At 73.8% G+C, this 17378-nt stretch carries 18 protein-coding genes; 8 read left to right on the top strand and 10 right to left on the bottom strand.

The window, feature by feature from the left end; all coding sequences use genetic code 11:
- Positions 1–37 precede the first annotated feature (37 nt).
- Together ABZY91_RS02230 and ABZY91_RS02225 are read left to right on the top strand one after the other, a co-directional pair.
- A complete protein-coding gene (locus ABZY91_RS02230; RefSeq protein ID WP_329952485.1) occupies positions 38–1354 on the top strand; it encodes a nicotinate phosphoribosyltransferase in 1317 nt (438 codons plus the stop codon).
- 268 nt (positions 1355–1622) lie between these two features.
- A complete protein-coding gene (locus ABZY91_RS02225; protein WP_355399158.1) occupies positions 1623–2213 on the top strand; it encodes an isochorismatase family protein in 591 nt (196 codons plus the stop codon).
- Between the two features lie 18 nt (positions 2214–2231).
- Here ABZY91_RS02225 and ABZY91_RS02220 read toward each other — a convergent pair whose 3' ends face one another.
- Positions 2232–3248, bottom strand: a complete 1017-nt coding sequence (locus ABZY91_RS02220) for a hypothetical protein (protein WP_329883615.1) — start codon at positions 3246–3248, stop codon at positions 2232–2234.
- Positions 3249–3504: 256 nt separating this feature from the next.
- Between ABZY91_RS02220 and ABZY91_RS02215 the strand changes: the two genes are divergently transcribed.
- Positions 3505–4170: a hypothetical protein gene (locus ABZY91_RS02215; protein ID WP_355399156.1), complete on the top strand. Its 666-nt coding sequence runs from the start codon at positions 3505–3507 to the stop codon at positions 4168–4170.
- 530 nt (positions 4171–4700) lie between these two features.
- Positions 4701–5147 carry a hypothetical protein gene (locus ABZY91_RS02210; protein ID WP_329952488.1) on the top strand — a complete coding sequence of 149 codons (447 nt, stop codon included), beginning with the start codon at positions 4701–4703 and terminating at the stop codon, positions 5145–5147.
- Between the two features lie 159 nt (positions 5148–5306).
- Here ABZY91_RS02210 and ABZY91_RS02205 read toward each other — a convergent pair whose 3' ends face one another.
- The gene (locus ABZY91_RS02205; RefSeq protein ID WP_329952489.1) at positions 5307–5873 is read right to left on the bottom strand and encodes a DinB family protein; all 567 of its coding nucleotides are present in this window, start codon (positions 5871–5873) and stop codon (positions 5307–5309) included.
- Between the two features lie 124 nt (positions 5874–5997).
- Positions 5998–6402, bottom strand: a complete 405-nt coding sequence (locus ABZY91_RS02200; RefSeq protein WP_329952490.1) for a helix-turn-helix domain-containing protein — start codon at positions 6400–6402, stop codon at positions 5998–6000.
- 185 nt (positions 6403–6587) lie between these two features.
- On the opposite strand from ABZY91_RS02200, the gene ABZY91_RS02195 reads away from it, so the two are divergent.
- Positions 6588–7256 carry an NAD(P)H-binding protein gene (locus ABZY91_RS02195; protein WP_355399154.1) on the top strand — a complete coding sequence of 223 codons (669 nt, stop codon included), beginning with the start codon at positions 6588–6590 and terminating at the stop codon, positions 7254–7256.
- Between the two features lie 98 nt (positions 7257–7354).
- On the top strand, positions 7355–7846 hold the full coding sequence (locus tag ABZY91_RS02190) for a GNAT family N-acetyltransferase (RefSeq protein ID WP_355399307.1): 492 nt from the start codon (positions 7355–7357) through the stop codon (positions 7844–7846).
- A 12-nt stretch (positions 7847–7858) separates the two neighbouring features.
- Here the strand turns inward: ABZY91_RS02190 and ABZY91_RS02185 are convergent, their stop codons facing one another.
- From ABZY91_RS02185 to ABZY91_RS02170, 4 genes are all read right to left on the bottom strand, one after another.
- Positions 7859–8974 (bottom strand): S8 family serine peptidase, encoded by a 1116-nt coding sequence (locus tag ABZY91_RS02185; RefSeq protein ID WP_355399152.1) that lies wholly within the window; start codon positions 8972–8974, stop codon positions 7859–7861.
- Between the two features lie 166 nt (positions 8975–9140).
- The gene (locus ABZY91_RS02180; protein WP_355399150.1) at positions 9141–10637 is read right to left on the bottom strand and encodes a hypothetical protein; all 1497 of its coding nucleotides are present in this window, start codon (positions 10635–10637) and stop codon (positions 9141–9143) included.
- Positions 10634–11092 (bottom strand): hypothetical protein, encoded by a 459-nt coding sequence (locus ABZY91_RS02175; RefSeq protein WP_329883607.1) that lies wholly within the window; start codon positions 11090–11092, stop codon positions 10634–10636. Before ABZY91_RS02175 ends, ABZY91_RS02180 begins: the two co-directional genes overlap by 4 nt.
- Positions 11093–11245: 153 nt before the next feature.
- Positions 11246–11959 carry an endonuclease V gene (locus tag ABZY91_RS02170; protein WP_355399148.1) on the bottom strand — a complete coding sequence of 238 codons (714 nt, stop codon included), beginning with the start codon at positions 11957–11959 and terminating at the stop codon, positions 11246–11248.
- Between the two features lie 247 nt (positions 11960–12206).
- Here ABZY91_RS02170 and ABZY91_RS02165 point away from each other — a divergent pair, with 247 nt between their 5' ends.
- Entirely contained in the window at positions 12207–12434 is a 228-nt protein-coding gene (locus tag ABZY91_RS02165; RefSeq protein ID WP_329883605.1) for a hypothetical protein, read from the top strand.
- Between the two features lie 113 nt (positions 12435–12547).
- On the opposite strand, the gene ABZY91_RS02160 is transcribed toward ABZY91_RS02165, so the two are convergent.
- Both ABZY91_RS02160 and ABZY91_RS02155 read right to left on the bottom strand, forming a co-directional pair.
- Positions 12548–13264, bottom strand: a complete 717-nt coding sequence (locus ABZY91_RS02160) for an RDD family protein (protein ID WP_329952496.1) — start codon at positions 13262–13264, stop codon at positions 12548–12550.
- Positions 13265–13346: 82 nt separating this feature from the next.
- On the bottom strand, positions 13347–14906 hold the full coding sequence (locus tag ABZY91_RS02155) for an RDD family protein (protein WP_355399146.1): 1560 nt from the start codon (positions 14904–14906) through the stop codon (positions 13347–13349).
- A 439-nt stretch (positions 14907–15345) separates the two neighbouring features.
- Between ABZY91_RS02155 and ABZY91_RS02150 the strand changes: the two genes are divergently transcribed.
- Entirely contained in the window at positions 15346–15762 is a 417-nt protein-coding gene (locus tag ABZY91_RS02150; RefSeq protein ID WP_329883603.1) for an SsgA family sporulation/cell division regulator, read from the top strand.
- Positions 15763–15950: 188 nt separating this feature from the next.
- Here ABZY91_RS02150 and ABZY91_RS02145 read toward each other — a convergent pair whose 3' ends face one another.
- Entirely contained in the window at positions 15951–17351 is a 1401-nt protein-coding gene (locus ABZY91_RS02145; RefSeq protein WP_355399143.1) for a glycosyltransferase 87 family protein, read from the bottom strand.
- Positions 17352–17378 lie beyond the last annotated feature (27 nt).

Here is a 17378-nt window from a genome sequence, read left to right as displayed (position 1 = left end):
CGTCAATCTGACGCTAAGGGGTAGTAGCATCATCCTCATGGACGCCACTTCCGTGCCCGCGGCCGGCTCGACCGCGCTGCTCACCGACCGCTACGAGCTCACCATGCTGCAGGCCGCCCTGCGCAGCGGAGCCGCGCACCGCCGCTCCGTCTTCGAGGTGTTCACCCGCCGACTGCCCGGCGGCCGACGCTACGGCGTGGTGGCCGGCACCGGCCGGGTCCTGGACGCCGTCGAGAACTTCCGCTTCACCTCCGCCCAGCTCGACTGGCTGTCGGACCAGCACGTGGTCGACGAGGAGACCCTGCGCTTCCTCGCCGACTACCGGTTCACCGGGGACATCCACGGCTACCCCGAGGGCGAGGTCTACTTCCCCGGATCGCCGCTGCTCACCGTCGAGGGCAGCTTCGCCGAGGGGGTGATCCTGGAGACGGTGATCCTCTCGATCCTCAACCACGACTCGGCCATCGCGGCCGCGGCCTCCCGGATGGCCTCCGCCGCCGGCGGACGCCCGGTGATCGAGATGGGCGCCCGGCGCGCCCACGAGCAGGCCGCCGTCGCCGCCGCCCGCGCCGCGTACGTGGCCGGCTTCTCGGCCACCTCCGACCTGGAGGCCGGCTTCACCTACGGCATCCCGACCACCGGAACGGCCGCGCACGCCTTCACCCTCGTCCACGACAGCGAGCGGGACGCCTTCCGGGCCCAGATCGCCTCGATGGGCCGGGGCACCACCCTGCTGGTCGACACCTACGACCTGCGCGAGGCCGTCCGCACCGCCGTCGAGGTGGCCGGCCCCGAGCTGGGCGCGGTCCGGATCGACTCCGGCGACCTCACGCTGCTCGCCCACCGGGTCCGCCGCCAGCTCGACGAGCTCGGCGCCACCGAGACCCGGATCATCGTCACCTCCGACCTCGACGAGTACGCGATCGCCGCGCTGGCCGCCGCCCCGGTGGACGGCTACGGCGTCGGCACCAGCCTGGTCACCGGCAGCGGCCACCCGACCTGCGCGATGGTCTACAAGCTGGTCGCCCGGGCCACCGAACCGGACGGCCCGCTGCTCCCGGTCGCCAAGCGGGCGGCCGGCGGCAAGACCAGCACCGGCGGGCGCAAGTGGGCGGCCCGGCGGCCCGACGCGGACGGCGTCGCCGAGGCCGAGGTGGTCGGCACCGGGCGGATCCCGGCCGAACTGGAGCCGCACCTCGTCCAGGTGCCGCTGGTCAAGGGCGGCGAGGTGGTCGGCCGCGAGCCGCTCACCGCCGCGCGGGAACGGCACGTCCGGGCCCGGGCCGCGCTGCCGCTGTCGGCCACCCAGCTCTCCAAGGGCGACCCGGTGCTGGCGACCGAACTGCAGGTCTGACGACCGTTCGCACACGGGGCGGACGGTCGGGCCCGCACCGGGCCTTCCGCCCCCGGATGCCACTGCCTACAGTCGACCGTAGAGTTCCCCTCAAGTCCCCACCGCCGGGCCCGCACGGAGCCCCGCCCGGTCCCCGCCGACCACCGCCGAGTCCCCGCACCGGAGAAGCTCCACCGGCGCCCGGCCGAAGCCCCGCCGAAACCCACCGAACCTGTCGGACGCGCCCCGAACCGGCGCGCCGCCCCCACCAGACCGAGGAATGCGAGCCATGCACCGGGCACTGATCGTCGTCGACGTGCAGAACGACTTCTGCGAGGGCGGCAGTCTGGCCGTCACGGGCGGGGCCGAGGTGGCCGCCGCGATCACCGACCTCATCGCCGAGTCCGCCCCCGGCTACCGGCACATCCTCGCCACCCGCGACAACCACATCGACCCGGGTGACCACTTCTCCGACCGGCCCGACTACGTGCGCAGCTGGCCGGTGCACTGCGTGGCGGGCACGGAGGGGGTGGGTTTCCACCCCAACTTCGCCCCGTCCGTCACCTCCGGCGCGATCGAGGCGGTCTTCGACAAGGGCGCGTACGCGGCCGCGTACAGCGGTTTCGAGGGTGTGGACGAGAACAACCGCGGGCCGGCCGAGTGGCTGCGCGAACGGCAGGTCACCGAGGTGGACGTGGTCGGCCTCGCCACCGACCACTGCGTCAAGGCCACCGCCCTGGACGCGGTGCGGGCCGGGTTCACCACCCGGATCCTGCTCGACCTGACGGCCGGGGTCTCCGAGCCGACCACCACCGCCGCGCTGGCGGAGCTGCGGGCGGCCGGGGTGGAGCTGATCGGAACGCCCGTGGTCGGGGGCTGAGCGTCCCGCCCTGCGGGTTCAGCGCTCGGTGATCAGCAGCTCCACCACGTCGGTGCCGCCCAGCCGGAACGCCTCGCGCAACTCGGCGCCGACGGCGTCCGCGTCGTCCGCCAGGCGCGTGCCGGAGACGTAGACCACCCGGACCCCGAGGTACTCCATCCGGTGCTGGCCGCCGCGCACCCAGGCCGCCTCCCCCTCGCTGACGCAGCGCAGTTCGGAGTCCACCTCCACGGCCACGCCCGCCGCGGGCCAGTACAGGTCGGGTACGGCGATGTAGGTGCCGCCGCGCATCCGCAGCTCCGGGCCGGTCAGCGGGGCGGGCAGCAGCCACTCGTCGACCAGCTCGCCGACCCGGCGCAGCACCGCGTCCCGTTCGGCGGCCAGCAAGCCGTCCAGCACCGCCCGCACCCGGGGGTCGTCGACCAGCCCGGACTCGACCAGCTCGGCGGTCAACTCCCGCACGGTGCAGCGGAGCTCGGGGCGGCCGACGGCCTCGCCCAGCACCTCCCGGACCGGCACCGGACCGGCCGGGCCCGCACCGGACGTCCACTCCCGCAGCGCGTCCGCGACCGCCCGGGCCACCGGCGCGCAGGCCAGGCCGTGCACCGAGCGGGCCACCAGCTCCCGTTCGGTGCGCCGGATCCGGACCTCGCCCGCGTCCTTCAGTCGGCGCTGGCGGGGCACCAGCACGTCCACACCGGTGACGGCGGGCAGTCGGGGCACCGCGGTGAAGCCGTACAGCGCCAGCGCGGCGGCGCCGGTGATCACCGCCCCCTCGCGGCGCCCCTCCTCGCGGCCGTTCTGCGCCGCGTAGAGCAGGGCCGCCCACATCCGCTGCTCCGGCGAGGGCTCGCCGGACTGCAGCAGGTAGACCCGGGGCAGCAGCCGCTGCCAGGAACCGCCGCGGCGGCAGTGTTCACTGACGACCCGGCTCGGCACGCCCCGGGCGCGCAGCTGGCCTGCGGTGACGACGTTCTGCTGACGGCGCGCCAGCTCCTCCAGGGAAGGCGGCGGCGTGGGAATCCGGTAGCTCATGCCGACACCATCCCCAACCGCCCGGAACGTCGACCGGCCGCCTGACGCACTGTTACCCAACCGTCGCGAAACCGGGACCAGCCCGCACTAAAGTCCTCATACCCTCACCCATTCGGAGGAATGGGTGATCATATGCTTGTCAGAACCGGTCCTCGTCGACGAGTCACCAGTATGTCTGACCGTGCGTGACCAAGCACATACGCCGAAGTCACCTCCGGGCGTCACTCCCGCCCTCCGCATTGCCTACCCTTAGTGCATGTCACGTGACGAGACCGCCGGCCTCCGCGCGGCCCAGCTCCGCCTCGGCCGCCTGCCCGGATACGTCCGCCGGCCAGACCCGGCCCGCCGCAGCGGTGAACAGGGCCATACCTACAAGAAGGGCTGGGAGGTCCGCTTCACCGCCCGCAGCGAGGCGGAGATAGCGGAGATCCGCGATCTGGTGGTCGCCGCCGGGTTCGCCCCCGCCAGACCCTTCTTCAAGGGCCACCAGCTGATCCAACCCGTCTACGGGATGGCCGCCGTCCAGGCCTACCTCGCCGCTAGACAGGCGGCCGAGGAACACGCCGCCCGCGCCGTCCACGGACGCGGCCGGCGCGGCACCGACGAAACGGACCACGAAGCCGTCCACGAACCCGGTGGAGCCGCCTGCGAGGCACCCGGACCCGCCCACGACGCCGCCGCCGGCGCCGTCGAAGCCGTCGACGTCAGTGGCGGCCACGGCGGCCACGGCAACGCGATCGGCCGCGCCGACCGCGGCCGGCTGGAGGCCGCCGGCGCCGCTGCGGCCGCCGCCGAGGCCGCCGCGGCCTCGGCCGCCCGACTGGCCCGCCGACGGGTCGTCGAGACGTTCCCCGCCCAACTCGAACGGAGCACCGCGGCGGACGCCAGGGTCGCCGCCACCGAGACCCGCCGACCTTACTGACGCTCAGTCAATTTCCTTCTGGTACGCGGCTACAGGCCGACAACGGGCCGGGCGCGCGGAACGCGCGCGACGGGGCCGGCCCACCGATCAACCCACCCGGGGAGCCACTGCCCCCGGCCCCGCACCCCAGTCCACCGGGCCCGCCGAGCGCATGAACGGTGGTGCGGACGGTGGTGCGGAATCAGCTTCGCGCCGCAGGCGTGGACGAGAGCCGCCGAACCGCTTACGGTGGCACATCACACCGTCCGCGACGGCGCGCCGACCGGCCCGCCGCCCCGGCCGTGCCACCCCGCTGACCGGCCACGACGCACCAGCAGCACCGCCTCTGACATCACTGCGCACCGCTCACCCCCCGCTCACCACCGCCGCGCCACCCGCCGGCCCTCACCCGGCCACCGCCGGAACCGGCCGCGCGTCGGCGCCTTCCGGGCATTCCATCCGATTGGTAACCCAGCGCACCGAGCGCCTACCGTAGAGTGAGCACAGATGATCGACCGTCAGATGCCCATCTCACTTGCCGAGAAGCCGAGATGACCAATCGTCAGGACAGCACGGCCGAGCCACCCCCGGGGCCCGGCGCACCTCCCGCCGTACCGCTGGAGTTCGCGGCGTTCTGCGAACTCCACCGACCGCGGTACCTCAGCTACGCCCACGTCTGGCTGCCCGACCACACCCAGGCGGTCGGCGCCGTCCAGCAGGCGTTCGCCGAAATCGCCGTCCACTGGCGCGAATTACTGGGAAGCTCCAACCCCACCGCGCGCGCCTGGCAGATCCTGCGCAACACCGTCGGCGAGCACACCCGGCAGAGCGGCCCGCCACCGGACCGCCCCGGCCACGCCGCCGATGACGACCTCGCCATCCTGCACTACGTCGTCGGACTCGCCGCACCCGAGATCGCCGACGTCATCGGCACCGACACCGCCAGCGTGGCCGGTCGACTGCGCCGCACCATGCTGCGCGAGGCCTCCGGCTGGTGACCCGGGGCGCGTCGCCCTGCCCGTCGCGCCCCCCCGTCACCGCCGCACCCCGACCCGAACCACCGGCCCGACCGGCCCGACCGCCCGGCGGCCCGGCCGGAGCGACCCGTCGGAAGGACCCGCCCGAAGGACCCGTCCGAGGGACCGGCCGGATCCCGTTCAGACCCGCTCGCCCGTCACGTCGTACAGGTGGTGGACCGGATCGTGGATCAGGTAGCGGGAGAACGACTCCACCGTGAAACGCGCCCCGTCGCTGCGGTTTCCGGTCCGCGCCCACTGCGCGCCCACCACCCCCTCGAAGGCCACCGCCAGCAGCTCCGCGGCCTCCGCCAGCTCCACCGCCACCACCGCCGGCTCCTGCTCCCCGTACCGCTCGGCGACAGCCGTCCCGTCCTGGTCCCAGTTCGGGAACAGCGGGTCCTCCCGGTCCAGCATCAGGTCCAGCCGCACGCGGAACAGCCGGAACACGTCCCGGACGTGGCACGCGTACTCGACGTCCGACCAGATCTCCGGACGCGGCCGACGGCGCAGCGCCCCCGGGTCCCCCGCCAGCACGGCCGTCCAGCCCTCCGCGTTGGCCCGGATCATTCCGGCGACGTCCTCCCGGTCCACCGCCCCGGAATCCAGCCCGCAGTCCGGGCAGGGGCGCTCCAGGACCCAGGTCCAGTCCTTGGAGTCCGGAACGATCCCGTCGGCGGCGGCCTCGGCCTGCTCAGAAGTGGTCATGCCCCCAGCATGGCCGGGCCCGCGCCCGCCCCACCAGCGGCGTCCGCGCCAGCGGTCGCCGAAATGCTGCCACGCCGTCCGCCCGTGGCCACCGGGCGCCACCGGGCGCCGCTACGGCGGACCCCTACGCGGAGGGCTCCCGCTCGTACGCCTCGCGCGCCGCCAGCAGCTCCGCCAGGTTCGCGCGGCTCCAGTCGCAGACCGCGTCCATCGGCCCCAGCAGCGTCCGCCCGAGCGGCGTCAGCGCGTACTCGACCCGCGGCGGGTTCTCGTCGTACTCGGTCCGGACGACCACGCCCTCGTACTCCATCGCGCGCAGCGACTCGGCGAGCACCTTCGCGGTGATCCCCGCCAGCGGGACCCGCAGCTCGGAGAAGCGGCGCGGGCCGCCCTCCAGGCAGCGCATGATCTTCCACGCCCACTTGCGGCCACCCAGCACCGGAACCGTCTGCACCGGGCAGTCCGGGTCGAAGAAGTCCGCCGGCAGCGGTACGGGCACGGTCCGCGTCGTTCCCCCGGTCTGCGTCATGCCCCGACGGTAACGGACCCGGCGCCCGCGCGGTCCGGGCCGGCAGTACGGCCCCGTCCGCCGGACAGGCCCCCGTCGGCCGGCCAGGCCCCGTCGGCCGCCGGTACCGTTGAAGTAACCGGCACCCCCCGGTCTACCGTCACGGCAACGGCGGGCGACGACGCCCCCGACGGACGGAGACCGCGATGAGCAGCACCGACAGCCCGATCGAAACACCCGTGGACGTCATCGTCTTCGGCGCCGGCGGCCAGGTCGGCCGCGCCGTGGTCGCCGAGGCCCGGCGCCGCGGGCTGACCGTCACCGCCGCCGTCCGCGACCCCGGACGCCACGCCGACCTCACCGGCCCCGGCGTCACCCTGGTGTCCTGCGACATCACCGACCCCGCCGCCGTCACCGGCGCGGCCCGCGGCCACAGCGCCGCCGTGAGCACCGTCTACACCCCCGACGTGCCCTCCGCCGAGTTCTACCCCGCCGCCGCCCGCGCCCTCGTCGCCGGCCTCCCCGCGGCCGGGGTCCGCCGGCTGGTCCACGTCGGAGTGGCCACCACCCTGGAGACCGCCCCCGGCGTGGCCGTCCACGACGACCCCGCCTTCCCCGAGGCCCACCGCGCCTTCTCGCTCGGCCACGCCGCCGCCCTCGACCTGCTCCGGGCCTCCCCCGCCACGCTCGACTGGGTCACCGTCACCCCGCCCCTGGACCTCGACCGCACCGCCCCCGGCACCGGCCGCTACCGGCTCGGCGGCCCGCAGGTCCTCGGCCGGCGGATCGCCCAGGCCGACCTCGCCGTCGCCGTCGCCGACCAGCTCACCGGACCGGCCGCCCGCCACCGCGAGCAGATCGCCGTCGCCGAGTAGCCCGGGCGGTCCGGCCGCCGTCCGGACCGCCCGGGGAGACCTCGCACCGGGACATCGCCCCTGGTCGGAACGGGGCACTCCGGTCCATGCTGGACACCATGCACATCCGCGACGCCACCCCCGACGACTGGCCCGCCATCTGGCCGTTCCTGCGCGACATCGTCGCCGCCGGCGAGACCTACTGCTGGGACCGCGACACCCCCGAGGACCGCGCCCGCGCCACCTGGTTCAAGCCCGGCGGCCGTGTCCTCGTCGCCGTCGACGAGGACCCGGCCGGGACCGTCCTCGGCACCGCGGAGATCCACCCCAACCAGGCCGGCGCCGGCGCCCACGTCGCCAACGCCGGTTTCATGGTCGACCCCCGCCACGCCGGCCGCGGCGTCGCCCGCGCCCTCTGCGCCCACGTCCTCGACCGGGCCCGCGCCGACGGCTACCGCGCCATGCAGTTCAACGCCGTCGTCGAGACCAACCACCGCGCCGTCGCCCTCTGGCAGTCGTTCGGCTTCGACGTCCTCGCCACCGTCCCCGCCGCCTTCGACCACCCCACCGAGGGCCCCGTCGGCCTCCACCTCATGCACCGCACCCTGTAGCCCGGACGGCCACTACCCCAGCCGCCGACGCCGCCCCCGCACCACCAGCACCGCCCCGACCGCCCCCCCGGCCACCACCAGCCCCGCCGCCCCCGTCACCGTGTACGCAACCCCCGCATTCCCCCCGCCCCCCTGCCCCGCCACAGGCTCCTCCCACGGTTCCTCCGCAGCAGGAACCGCGGGAGGAGCGCTCCGTTGGGACTCGGGTCGCCCGACCAGGGGATTGGCCCGTGGGCCGTCGTCCACGACCGGATTCGGTTCCAGCGCTTTGCTCGGGGCCAATATCCCGTACCCGTAGCGCTCGTTCGGCAGGTTCGAGGCATCCGCCGGCCTAGTGGCGCTCCGGATCATCCGGTTGATGACCTGGCCGGCCGAGAGGCTGGGGTACTTCGCGCGAATGAGCGCGGCTGTGGCGGACACGTAGGCGGTGGAGTCGGACGTGCCATTGGCGATCGCATATCCCGCCGAGGAGGTCGCACTCGCTCGCGGGACCTCGGCACCCGGTGCAACCAGCGTGGTTTCTGGCCCGTACGTCGATTTCCCCCAGAGAAGACCGTTGCGGTCCACTGCGCCGACCGCCACGACGCCGGGAAAGGCCGCCGGGTATTCAACCGGCTCAACCCGATCACCACCGTTTCCTGTGGCCGCCACCAGAACCACGTCCTTGTCGATGGCATACTTCACGGCCGCGCGCGTGTCCGGATCGTCTCCCTCGAAGCCGCCAATCGACATATTCACAACCTTGGCGCCGTGGTCTACCGCAAACCTGATGGCTTTGGCCACTCCCTGGGTCAAGGCCGGGTCACCCTCGTCCCACTTGAGTCGAATCGGAAGAACCTTCGCCTTCGGCGCCAGCCCCATGACCCCGGCCTTGCTGCCATGGCCATGTCCGGCAATGAGGCTTGCCATTCCCGTTCCATGGCCACTGCCGTCCACCGTGCCGTCGGTGTTCTCTCCTGAGAAATCGGCCCCAGGCAAAACCTGCCCGATCAGATCGACGTGCTCTTTCAGCACACCGCTGTCGATGACTGCGACGATTACGCCCTCGCCCTGCGAGACCGGCCAGACCGCTGAATCGGCCTGGTAGCCGACAAGCGTCCACTGTGAATCCCTGATGTTGTCCGCCATAGCCGGTCCGCCGTTCGAGGCCGCGAGGAGCCCCGTTGCCAGCAGCCCAACCGTGCCGCACCTGAGCCGCCAAGTCCTCAAGCCCAGTCACTCCACTCTCAGCGGTTGTCCACGGTTCTGCCAGCTACAAGAAGCACTGTCGGCTAGTCAGCCTGAAGGTCGACGGTCACTTCACCACGGGCGGGTTGACGTATTCCTCCGGTGCCCAGGTTTCGCCATCTTCGACCAGGTACGCGGGACGCCCAGACCCCGCCGCCTCGTCTTTCCTCCGCCGTTGTGCGCTACCCAGCGGAACCATCGGGCCTGAAGGCATCGACAGGCCCGCCACAGGCTCGGTCCGAACCCGATTGAAGGAGACTCCCACCCCTGAGCCCCCCTCTGGTAGAGCCTTCTTGCCAGCGGATCCAGGACCGGATCGATCCCCCACCCCTACGACCGTCCCGGCCCCTCGTGCATCAGCAGCCGAAGAACCCCGGCCTTCTGAAACCACACGGCCCCCCGGAAAGCCGTCAGCACCGAAGGCGGCGACACCGCGAGCACCGGCGGGACCACGCCCGCTGCCGGCTCCGTGCTCTTCGGGCCGGATCGGCGTGCCCCGGTCGCCGATAGGGCCTGACATGCGACCCGACCCCGGAACTTCGGGCTGATGAACCGATCTGCCGACTCCGCCGGGCGAAGCGGTACTCCCTGCACCTACAGAAAAGCCAGAGTTTGGCTGGCTGGTGCTCAATGGCCCCGTCGCGTCGCTGGAGTGCGTGGCTGGCCGCGATTGGGGGAGGCTGACACCGTCAATAGCGGTTCCAGCCCCAAAGTTGGGCGAGCCTGTAGCGGTAGGTGGCGGAATTGGCACTCCACCCTTGACTCCAGGATCCGACGGCGCCGGCACGACCTCTGGCCCTGTTAGGGGTCTTGCTACTGCCCCAGAGACCACCTGCGAACCTGCCATCGATCCTGGGTCCGGTCCCTGACCTGGGTTCACCCGAGCATAGCGATTCCCGAACTCTGCGCTTCCGACCGGACGGCTGCCGATAGTCGCCCCACCCAGCCCGGTGCCGCCGAATACCCCTCCCAGCGCCGTAAACCCACTCGATTCATCGGAAACGATCCCTGTGGCGTCGTCACGCTCATTACTCTTGCCCTTCGTCGGCGCGCCCATCGGCTGTGGGGGCTTCAGCATCGGGGCGGCTGTGCGGTAGTGCATGGCGAGGGTCTGCATGACGGTGGCGGCTTCGAGTTTCCGCTGGTCGGCGAGGGCGGTGCGGCTGTCCTCGTCGTCGGCGCCGAAGAGGGCGGAGAAGGTGTCGCCGACGCCGTCGGTCAGCTGGTCCCAGCCGCCGGGTTCCTCCGGCATGTCGCGTTTGGCCTTGGCGATGGCCTCGGAGACGGCCTTGAGGGTGATGGCGGCGTCGTTGGCGTAGGAGGCGGCGTTGTTGATGGTGGCGGCGAGGTGGAGCATGCGGGCGTGGAAGGCGTCGCTGGTGGTGCCTTCCCAGGAGGTGGCGGCCTCGGTGCTGGCGCGGGTGAGGGTGGTGCGGATGGCTTTGAGGGTGTCGGCGGCGCGGCGCCAGGGGTCGGCGGCGGCCATGACCTCGCCCGGGTTGAGGGCCTGGGCCATCGTGCGGAGTTCGGCGTGGCTGTAGTGCCTGAAGTCCGTGTACTTCACCGGACGCCCTTTCCGTCGTCGTGCCGGGCGGGGGCCACGGTCCGGGCGTAGGCGGCGGCGCTGGTGGCGGAGGGGTTGGCGACGGACCAGCCGTCGTCGCCGAGCTTCAGCTTGTTCCGGGTGCGGCGTTCCTGCTCCTCGTAGTTGGTGGCGGTGAGTTCGGCCTTCTTCTGGGCCTCGTCGACCGCGTCCTGGAGCTGGTCGAGCACGTCGCGCAGGCCGTCCCGCATGGTCTGGTAGCGGCCGTGCAGGTCGGTGGCCTCGGCGAAGGTGCCGAGGGCGTTCCGGCCGATGCCGCTGCGTCCGTGTGTCGTGGTGCCGTCGGCGTGGTGCTGGAACTCGGCCAGCAGCAGCCGCACCTGGGCGGCGAAGGCGCGCAGCTGTTCGACCTCGACGCGGTAGCCGCGTCCGCCCCCGCCTGTCGACCCGGTGCCCGTTCCGGTTCCCGTTGCCACGTGCGGCGCCTCCCCCGTGCGTCCGTCCGGTGTGTCGTGCGCGGTGCTGGTGCGGCGGCGCCGTGGGGTGGCGGCCGGTGGGTCATGTCTAACACACGGTCCGGGCGAGCAGAACGGTCCTCGGCGGAACGTCCGGACGCGTCTGGCGGTCCGTCAACTGACGTGCGCCTGCTGCCTTGCGGTGAGGGCGCGGCGGCAGAGCGAGTCGGCGTGGCGGGTGGTCTCGGGGAGCCGGTAGCGGGGGGCCAGCGCGAGGGTGGTGTCGACGGCTTCGGCGAGGCCGATGCGGTGGCCGACGGAGACGAAGACGGGTTTGACGCCGGGGCGGGTGCGGAGGGCCCGCCCGACCTCCTCGCCGGTGGCCGGATCGGTGAGCGGGGTCGAGTCGCCGCGGGCGGGGCCGGGGTCCCGGTGGTCGAAGGTGAACGGGGTCTTGGCGACGCCGAGGGTGCGCAGGCCGGTGAGGACGCCGAGGTGGCTGGCGAGGCCGAGGCGGCGCGGGTGCGCGAGGCCGTAGCCGTCGCAGACGACGGTGCCGGGTCGGTGGGTGAGGGCGGTGAGGGCGTCGAGGACGGCGGGGAGTTCGCGGAAGGCGAGCAGGCCGGGGATGTAGGGGAAGGCGATCCGGCCGGTGGCGGTGGTCTCCTCGACGACGTCGAGGGTGGTGCGGTCGAGGACGACGGCGGCTGCGACGACGAGGTCGCGCTCGTCGTCGTAGGCGACGTCGACGCCCGCGATGAGCCGGTCGTCGGCGCCGGCCGGGCCAGGGGCGTCGGCGGCACCGTAGGGCTGGACGAGCGGGCGCAGCCGCTCCTGTTCGGCGAGCGCCTGGGCCTCGGTGGTCGGCCAGTCGGCGGGGATGGGCACGGCGGTTCCCCCTGGGAGTACGGAGCGGATCGGTCGGTCGCACGGAGCGAGCGGGACGGGCCCACCGTATCCAGCGGGGCGGACGACCCCGGGGTGAGCCCGTGCGCCCCCTGTGCCCCGGGTGGGGCGGGTTAGCCTGGTCGGAATGCCGGAGGATCGGCCGGCCCTCCCGAACTCCCCTTCCGGGCGGGCCTTCTGGCTTCCGGTGCGACCCGCTCGTTCCCCCCGACGTGCGAAGGACTCCGCCATGCCGCGCCGCCCGACTCCGGCCCAGTTCGTCCTCGGTGTGTTCACCGTCGTCGCCGCCACCGTGGCGCTGCTGGCCGCCACCGGTGCCGAGGAGGTGCCGGAGGTGGCGGTGGTGGTGGTCTTCTCGCTCGCCCTCGGCACGTTGGTGACGGTGCTGTCGCTGCGGGCCGCCGCCGGTCGTGCGGACCGGGCGGCTGCCGGGCACGGCTACGCCCGGCAGCGCTGAGGCGGCGCCACCGGGCGTACCGGGCGTTCCGGGCGTACCGGGCGTTCCGGGGTGCGAGGTGCGGGTTCGAGCGGCCGGGCGGTCGCGCGGCGGGGCTCAGACGGGTGCGGGGCTCAGACGGTGGAGACCACCACGGTCTTGGCGGCCTTGTCGTGGATGCACTGGCGGTAGGGCTTGTCGAAGACGCCGAACATGCCGTCGATCAGCCACCAGAGCCAGGCGCAGCAGAGGACGGCGGGCAGGATGAAGACCGCGGCCCGGGTCCAGGCGGCGGACTGGGTCGGCGGGCTGCCGTCGATCAGCATGGCGACCCGGATCTTCATGGCCTTCTTGCCGAGGGTCTGGCCGTCCCGGCCGAGCATCACCCCGTCGTAGACGAGGTAGATGGCGCAGGCGACCCAGAAGGCACCGGCGGAGCCGGAGCTGTCGGAGAGGCTGGCGAAGGGCAGCACCAGCAGGACGGCCACGGCCTGCACCAGCAGGTAGTCGATCAGCTGGGCGAGGATCCGGTTGGGCCAGCTGCCGAGCGGCGGCATCCCCGGGACGGGGCCGGCGCCGGGTGTGCCGTGGCCGGCGGGACCGTGGCCGGGCGGGGGCTGGTCGTAGGGCGACCGGCCGGGCGGGGGCTGTCCCTGTCCGTACGGCGAGCCGCCGTAGGTGCCGCCGTACGCGCCGGGGCGGTCGGAGGGGGTGCCGGACGGCGGCGGGGTGCCGTACGGGTCCGACGGCGTACCTTCCGGCGTGCCGCCGCCCTGCTGCGGGGGCTTCTTGTCGAAGGAGGGCTGGCCGCCCCCCTCCGGCTCGGGGCCTGAGGGGTCGTGGGTGCTCATCCCCCGAGTAGAACATCACACATTCTATGAACTTGGGATATTTGGTCGGTTTTGTCCGACCTGACTCTCGGGCGGACCCGGGTCAGAGCCGGACCACGCGGGTACGGGCCGCCCGGTCGTGCCAGCCGCGCCGGGCGGGGCGGTCGAACAGCGGCCAGACCAGGCCGACCAGCAGCAGCGTCGAAACCTGCCTGACGAGCCATCGCACCAGCGACCGGCCGAGGCCCAACCGGGCGCGGGCGGCGGACGAGGCGGCGGACGGAGCGGCGGCAGGAACGGCCGCGGCAGCGTCGATCACCCGGATCCGGGCCAGCCGTTTGCCGAAGGTCTGGCCGGTGCGGGCGGTCGGCAGGACCTCGTAGAGCAGGCCGACGAAGAGGAGGATGCCGATCAGGACGGCGACCTTGCCGACCACCACGCCGTCCAGCATCCAGACGTCGACCTGACGGCGCGTGAGCCGGCTGGCCATCCTCGCCTGGGCGAGCTTCTCCTGGAGGTGGTCCGCGACGGACGTGCCGAGCGGGATCCCGGCGGCGGTGGCGACGACGGCCAGGACGGCGGTGTCCACCAGCCGGGCGGCGAGCCGCCGGCCGGGCCCGGCCGGCTGCGGCGCGGGCCTGATCGTCCGGCGCCGGGTCCCCGCCGCCCGGGTCCCGGACGATCGGGGCGCGGACGATCGGGGCGGGGCCGACGCACTCCCCGAGGAGCGGGACGCGGACGGACGGGTGGCGACCGGCACAGGAGCAGCGGGAACGGGAGCGGCAGGCCGGGCGGACCGCGTGGGCCCGGTCAGCGGCGCCTCCTCCGGCCCGGCCGACGCCGTCGCCGTCACCGCCTCCCCCTCCACCGGGGCGGACGTCGGGGCGGCCACCTGGGCGGCCACCGGAGCGCCCGCCGGGGCCGAGGCCCGGAGCGGCACCGGCTTCTCCACCGGCGCCGGAACGGCCGCCCCGGCAGGCGCCTCCACTCCGGGAACCACCCCCCAGGAGACCCAGCGCGGTGCGGCGCCCTGCTCCATCGGGCCGCGCGGTGCCCGGGGGGCCGGCTGCCGGTCGGGCGGCTCCACCGCCGCGACGGAACCGGGCGCCGCGACGGGGACCGCCCCCTGCGGCCGGGGTTCCGGGACCGCCCCGAGCATGCCCTCGCTGGCCGGCTCCACGATCGGGTCCGGCCCCACGTCTGCCGCCGCCGCGTGGGCCGACCCGACGCCGGTCCGGAACACCGGCCCGCCCTCCGGCACCGAGAAGGTGAACGAGGCGCCGCCCGACGTCTCGTCCAGGTACACGGGCCCGGTGTCCCCGGGCGAGACCGGCGCCGACTCCGAAATCAACACCGGCTCCGACGTCGGCACCGAAACCGAGTCCGCCGCAGCCTCCCCGACCGGGTCGGCGGCCGGTTCGACGGCCGTCGGCGGCGGCATGTACCGCGCGCCCACCCCGGCCGCCGCACCGGACCGCCGGGTCGCGTACCGGGGCGGTTCCAGCACCTCGCCCGCCGCCGGGGCGGGCCGAGTCGTGCCGGGCACCCAGGAGGTGCCGCCCCAGTAGCGGACGAAACCGGGCACGGAGGGGTCGGGGTAGTAGCCCGGCGCGGGGCCCGCGGCCGTCTCCGTGCTGCCGCCCGCGAGAGGCCGGTCCGTCATGGGGGTCTTCTTTCCTGGCAGGGCCGATGCGGCTCGCCCGGCGAGGGGTGCGCGCGACGGTGGCTCGGGCGGCACCGGGTGGCGGCGGTGGCGGCGCGCGCGAGGGGGCGTCGGCGGGTGGGCGGACAGTCGCCGGACAGTCACCAAGGGTAGTGCCTCGGCGGACCCGGGGTGTGAAGTTGGCCGTTCACCGGACAGCCCCGGCCCGCCCGCGGTAAGGAAGACGGCGCGAACGCCGGAGCGCGCGCCCGCTCTCTCCGCGTTCACCACTCCCCGACGCCCGCCCCGAACCCCCCACCCCGGTCGCGGCTCCGAACCCTCACCGAGGGCCCCCGTCAAGAAATCTCGAAAACACGTGTAAGAGCGCTCCCGGACCGCGCTCTCCAAGGTCACAGGGCCCGATACCGGGCATGAAGCGCAGGCAGAGAGGAAACCGATCATGGAGCGCCCGACGAGCGTGGTCGAGCACGAACTGGAACTCAACCTGGTGCTCTCCCCCGAGCACAGCGTCCCCGTCCCGGCCCGGCTTTCCTACGGCAGCCACGACCCGTACGCCGTCTACATCACCTTCCACCTGGACACCGGCTCGCCGGTCACCTGGGTGTTCGCGCGGGAGCTGCTGGTGGAGGGCACCTTCCGGCCCTGCGGGCAGGGGGACGTCCGGATCTGGCCGACCCGCTCGGGCCGGCGCAGCGTGCTCTGCATGGCGCTGAGCTCGCCGGCCGGGGACGCACTGCTGGAGGCGCCGCTGCCGGCGGTGGCCGCCTGGCTGGAGCGGGCGCACCGGCTGGTGCCGCCGGGCAGCGAGATGGCCGCGCTCGACATGGACGGTTCACTGGCCGAGCTGCTCGCGTGAGCCGCACGGCCCGCGCGCACCGGCCCGGGCCCGCCCCGAACAGCGCGACGACCCCGAGCACCCCGACGACCCCGAACACCTCGACCGCCCCGAACACCTCGACCGCCCCGGACACCCGGACCGCCCCGGACAGCCCGACCGCGCGCAGCGGCCCGGTCGCCCCCGGCGGACCGGCGGCAGCCGGCGACTCAGCTGGCCGCGGGGGCCTGCTGACGTTCGCGCGCGGGATCCGGCCGGTCGCCGCCCCGCTGGCCGGGCAGCGCCACGAGCGGCGCGCCGGCGGCCAGCCGCCGGGCCCTTATGCGTAGCGCGGCGGCCAGCAGGAAGCAGATCCCGACCAGCGGGTAGACCGAGGTCGGGATCTGGCGGAGCGGCGAGAGCTCCAGCACCAGCGCGCCCTGCGGTTTGGCGGCCCACATCGCGAAGGACACGAAGGCGACCAGCGTGGCCCAGAAGGCGGCCCGCCAGCGAACCTTCCGGACGGCGGCCGGACGGCCGTGTTCGACCGCCGCCTCGCAGCCGAGCAGGACGATCATCGGCACGCACCAGACCCAGTGGTGGGTCCAGCTGATCGGCGAGATCAGTACCGCGGTGACGGCGGCGCAGCAGACGCCCCACGCCTCGGCGCGCGGCAGCCAGCGGGTGCTGTTCGCGGCCCAGGCGGCGATCCCGAGACCGGCCACCGCGACGGCGGCTGAGGCCAGCGTGCCCACCGCACCCGGCTCGGCGGTGTGCAGGAGACGGGCGACGGCGCCGCTCAGCGCCTGGTTGTCGACGATCTCGGTCTTGCCGACCCGCGAGGAGTCGTAGAGGTACTTGGTCCAGAAGCCCCAGGTCGCGTCGGGCAGGAACAGGGCACCGATCAGGAAGGTGCCGAGGAAGGTCGCGCCGGCGACGAAGGCGGCGCGGACCCGGCCGGTGATCAGCAGGTAGACGGCGAACAGCCCGGGGGTGAGCTTGATCCCTGCGGCGATGCCGATGGCGATGCCCTTGCTGCGCCGCCCGTCGGGCCGGGTGAGGTCCCAGAGGATCAGGCAGGCGAGGGCGAGGTTGATCTGGCCGTAGCGCAGCGTGGTGTAGACGGGTTCGAGCCAGACGCCGGCGCCGGTGACCAGGATCACGCCGATCGCGCGCAGCTCGCGGCGCGGCCAGCCCACCAGTTTGAAGGACAGGTGGGTGAACAGGGCGAGCAGTCCGAGGTTGCCGAGCGTGATCGCGACCCGCAGGAACGGCACCGGGAACCAGGTCGTCGGCACGAAGAGCATCGCGGCGAACGGCGGGTAGGTGGCCGGCAGGTTCCACTGGGTGACGCGCAGCCCGTAGAGGTCGTCGCCGTTGGCGACGGCCGCGCCCTCGGCCCGGTAGACGATCATGTCCACCATCGAGGTGTGGGCGAAGTGCCGGACGACCGCGTAGGCCATCAGGGAGAACAGCGCCAGTGCGGAGACGGCCAGCAGCGGCCGGCGCGGGGCCTCGCGCAGGGCGCGGGCGGGCGCGCCGAGGGCGGTCCGCAGCCGATCCGACAGGGGGGCGGGCGCCTGCTCCGGTACGGTTCGCACCGCGCTGCGCTCGTCTTGCACCGCTGTCACTGTTCGCTCCGTCCACCGTTCGGCCAA

The sequence above is a fragment of the Kitasatospora sp. NPDC002965 genome (assembly GCF_040611255.1).
Taxonomy (GTDB): domain Bacteria; phylum Actinomycetota; class Actinomycetes; order Streptomycetales; family Streptomycetaceae; genus Kitasatospora.
This window is presented reverse-complemented; position numbering and strand designations above follow the sequence as displayed.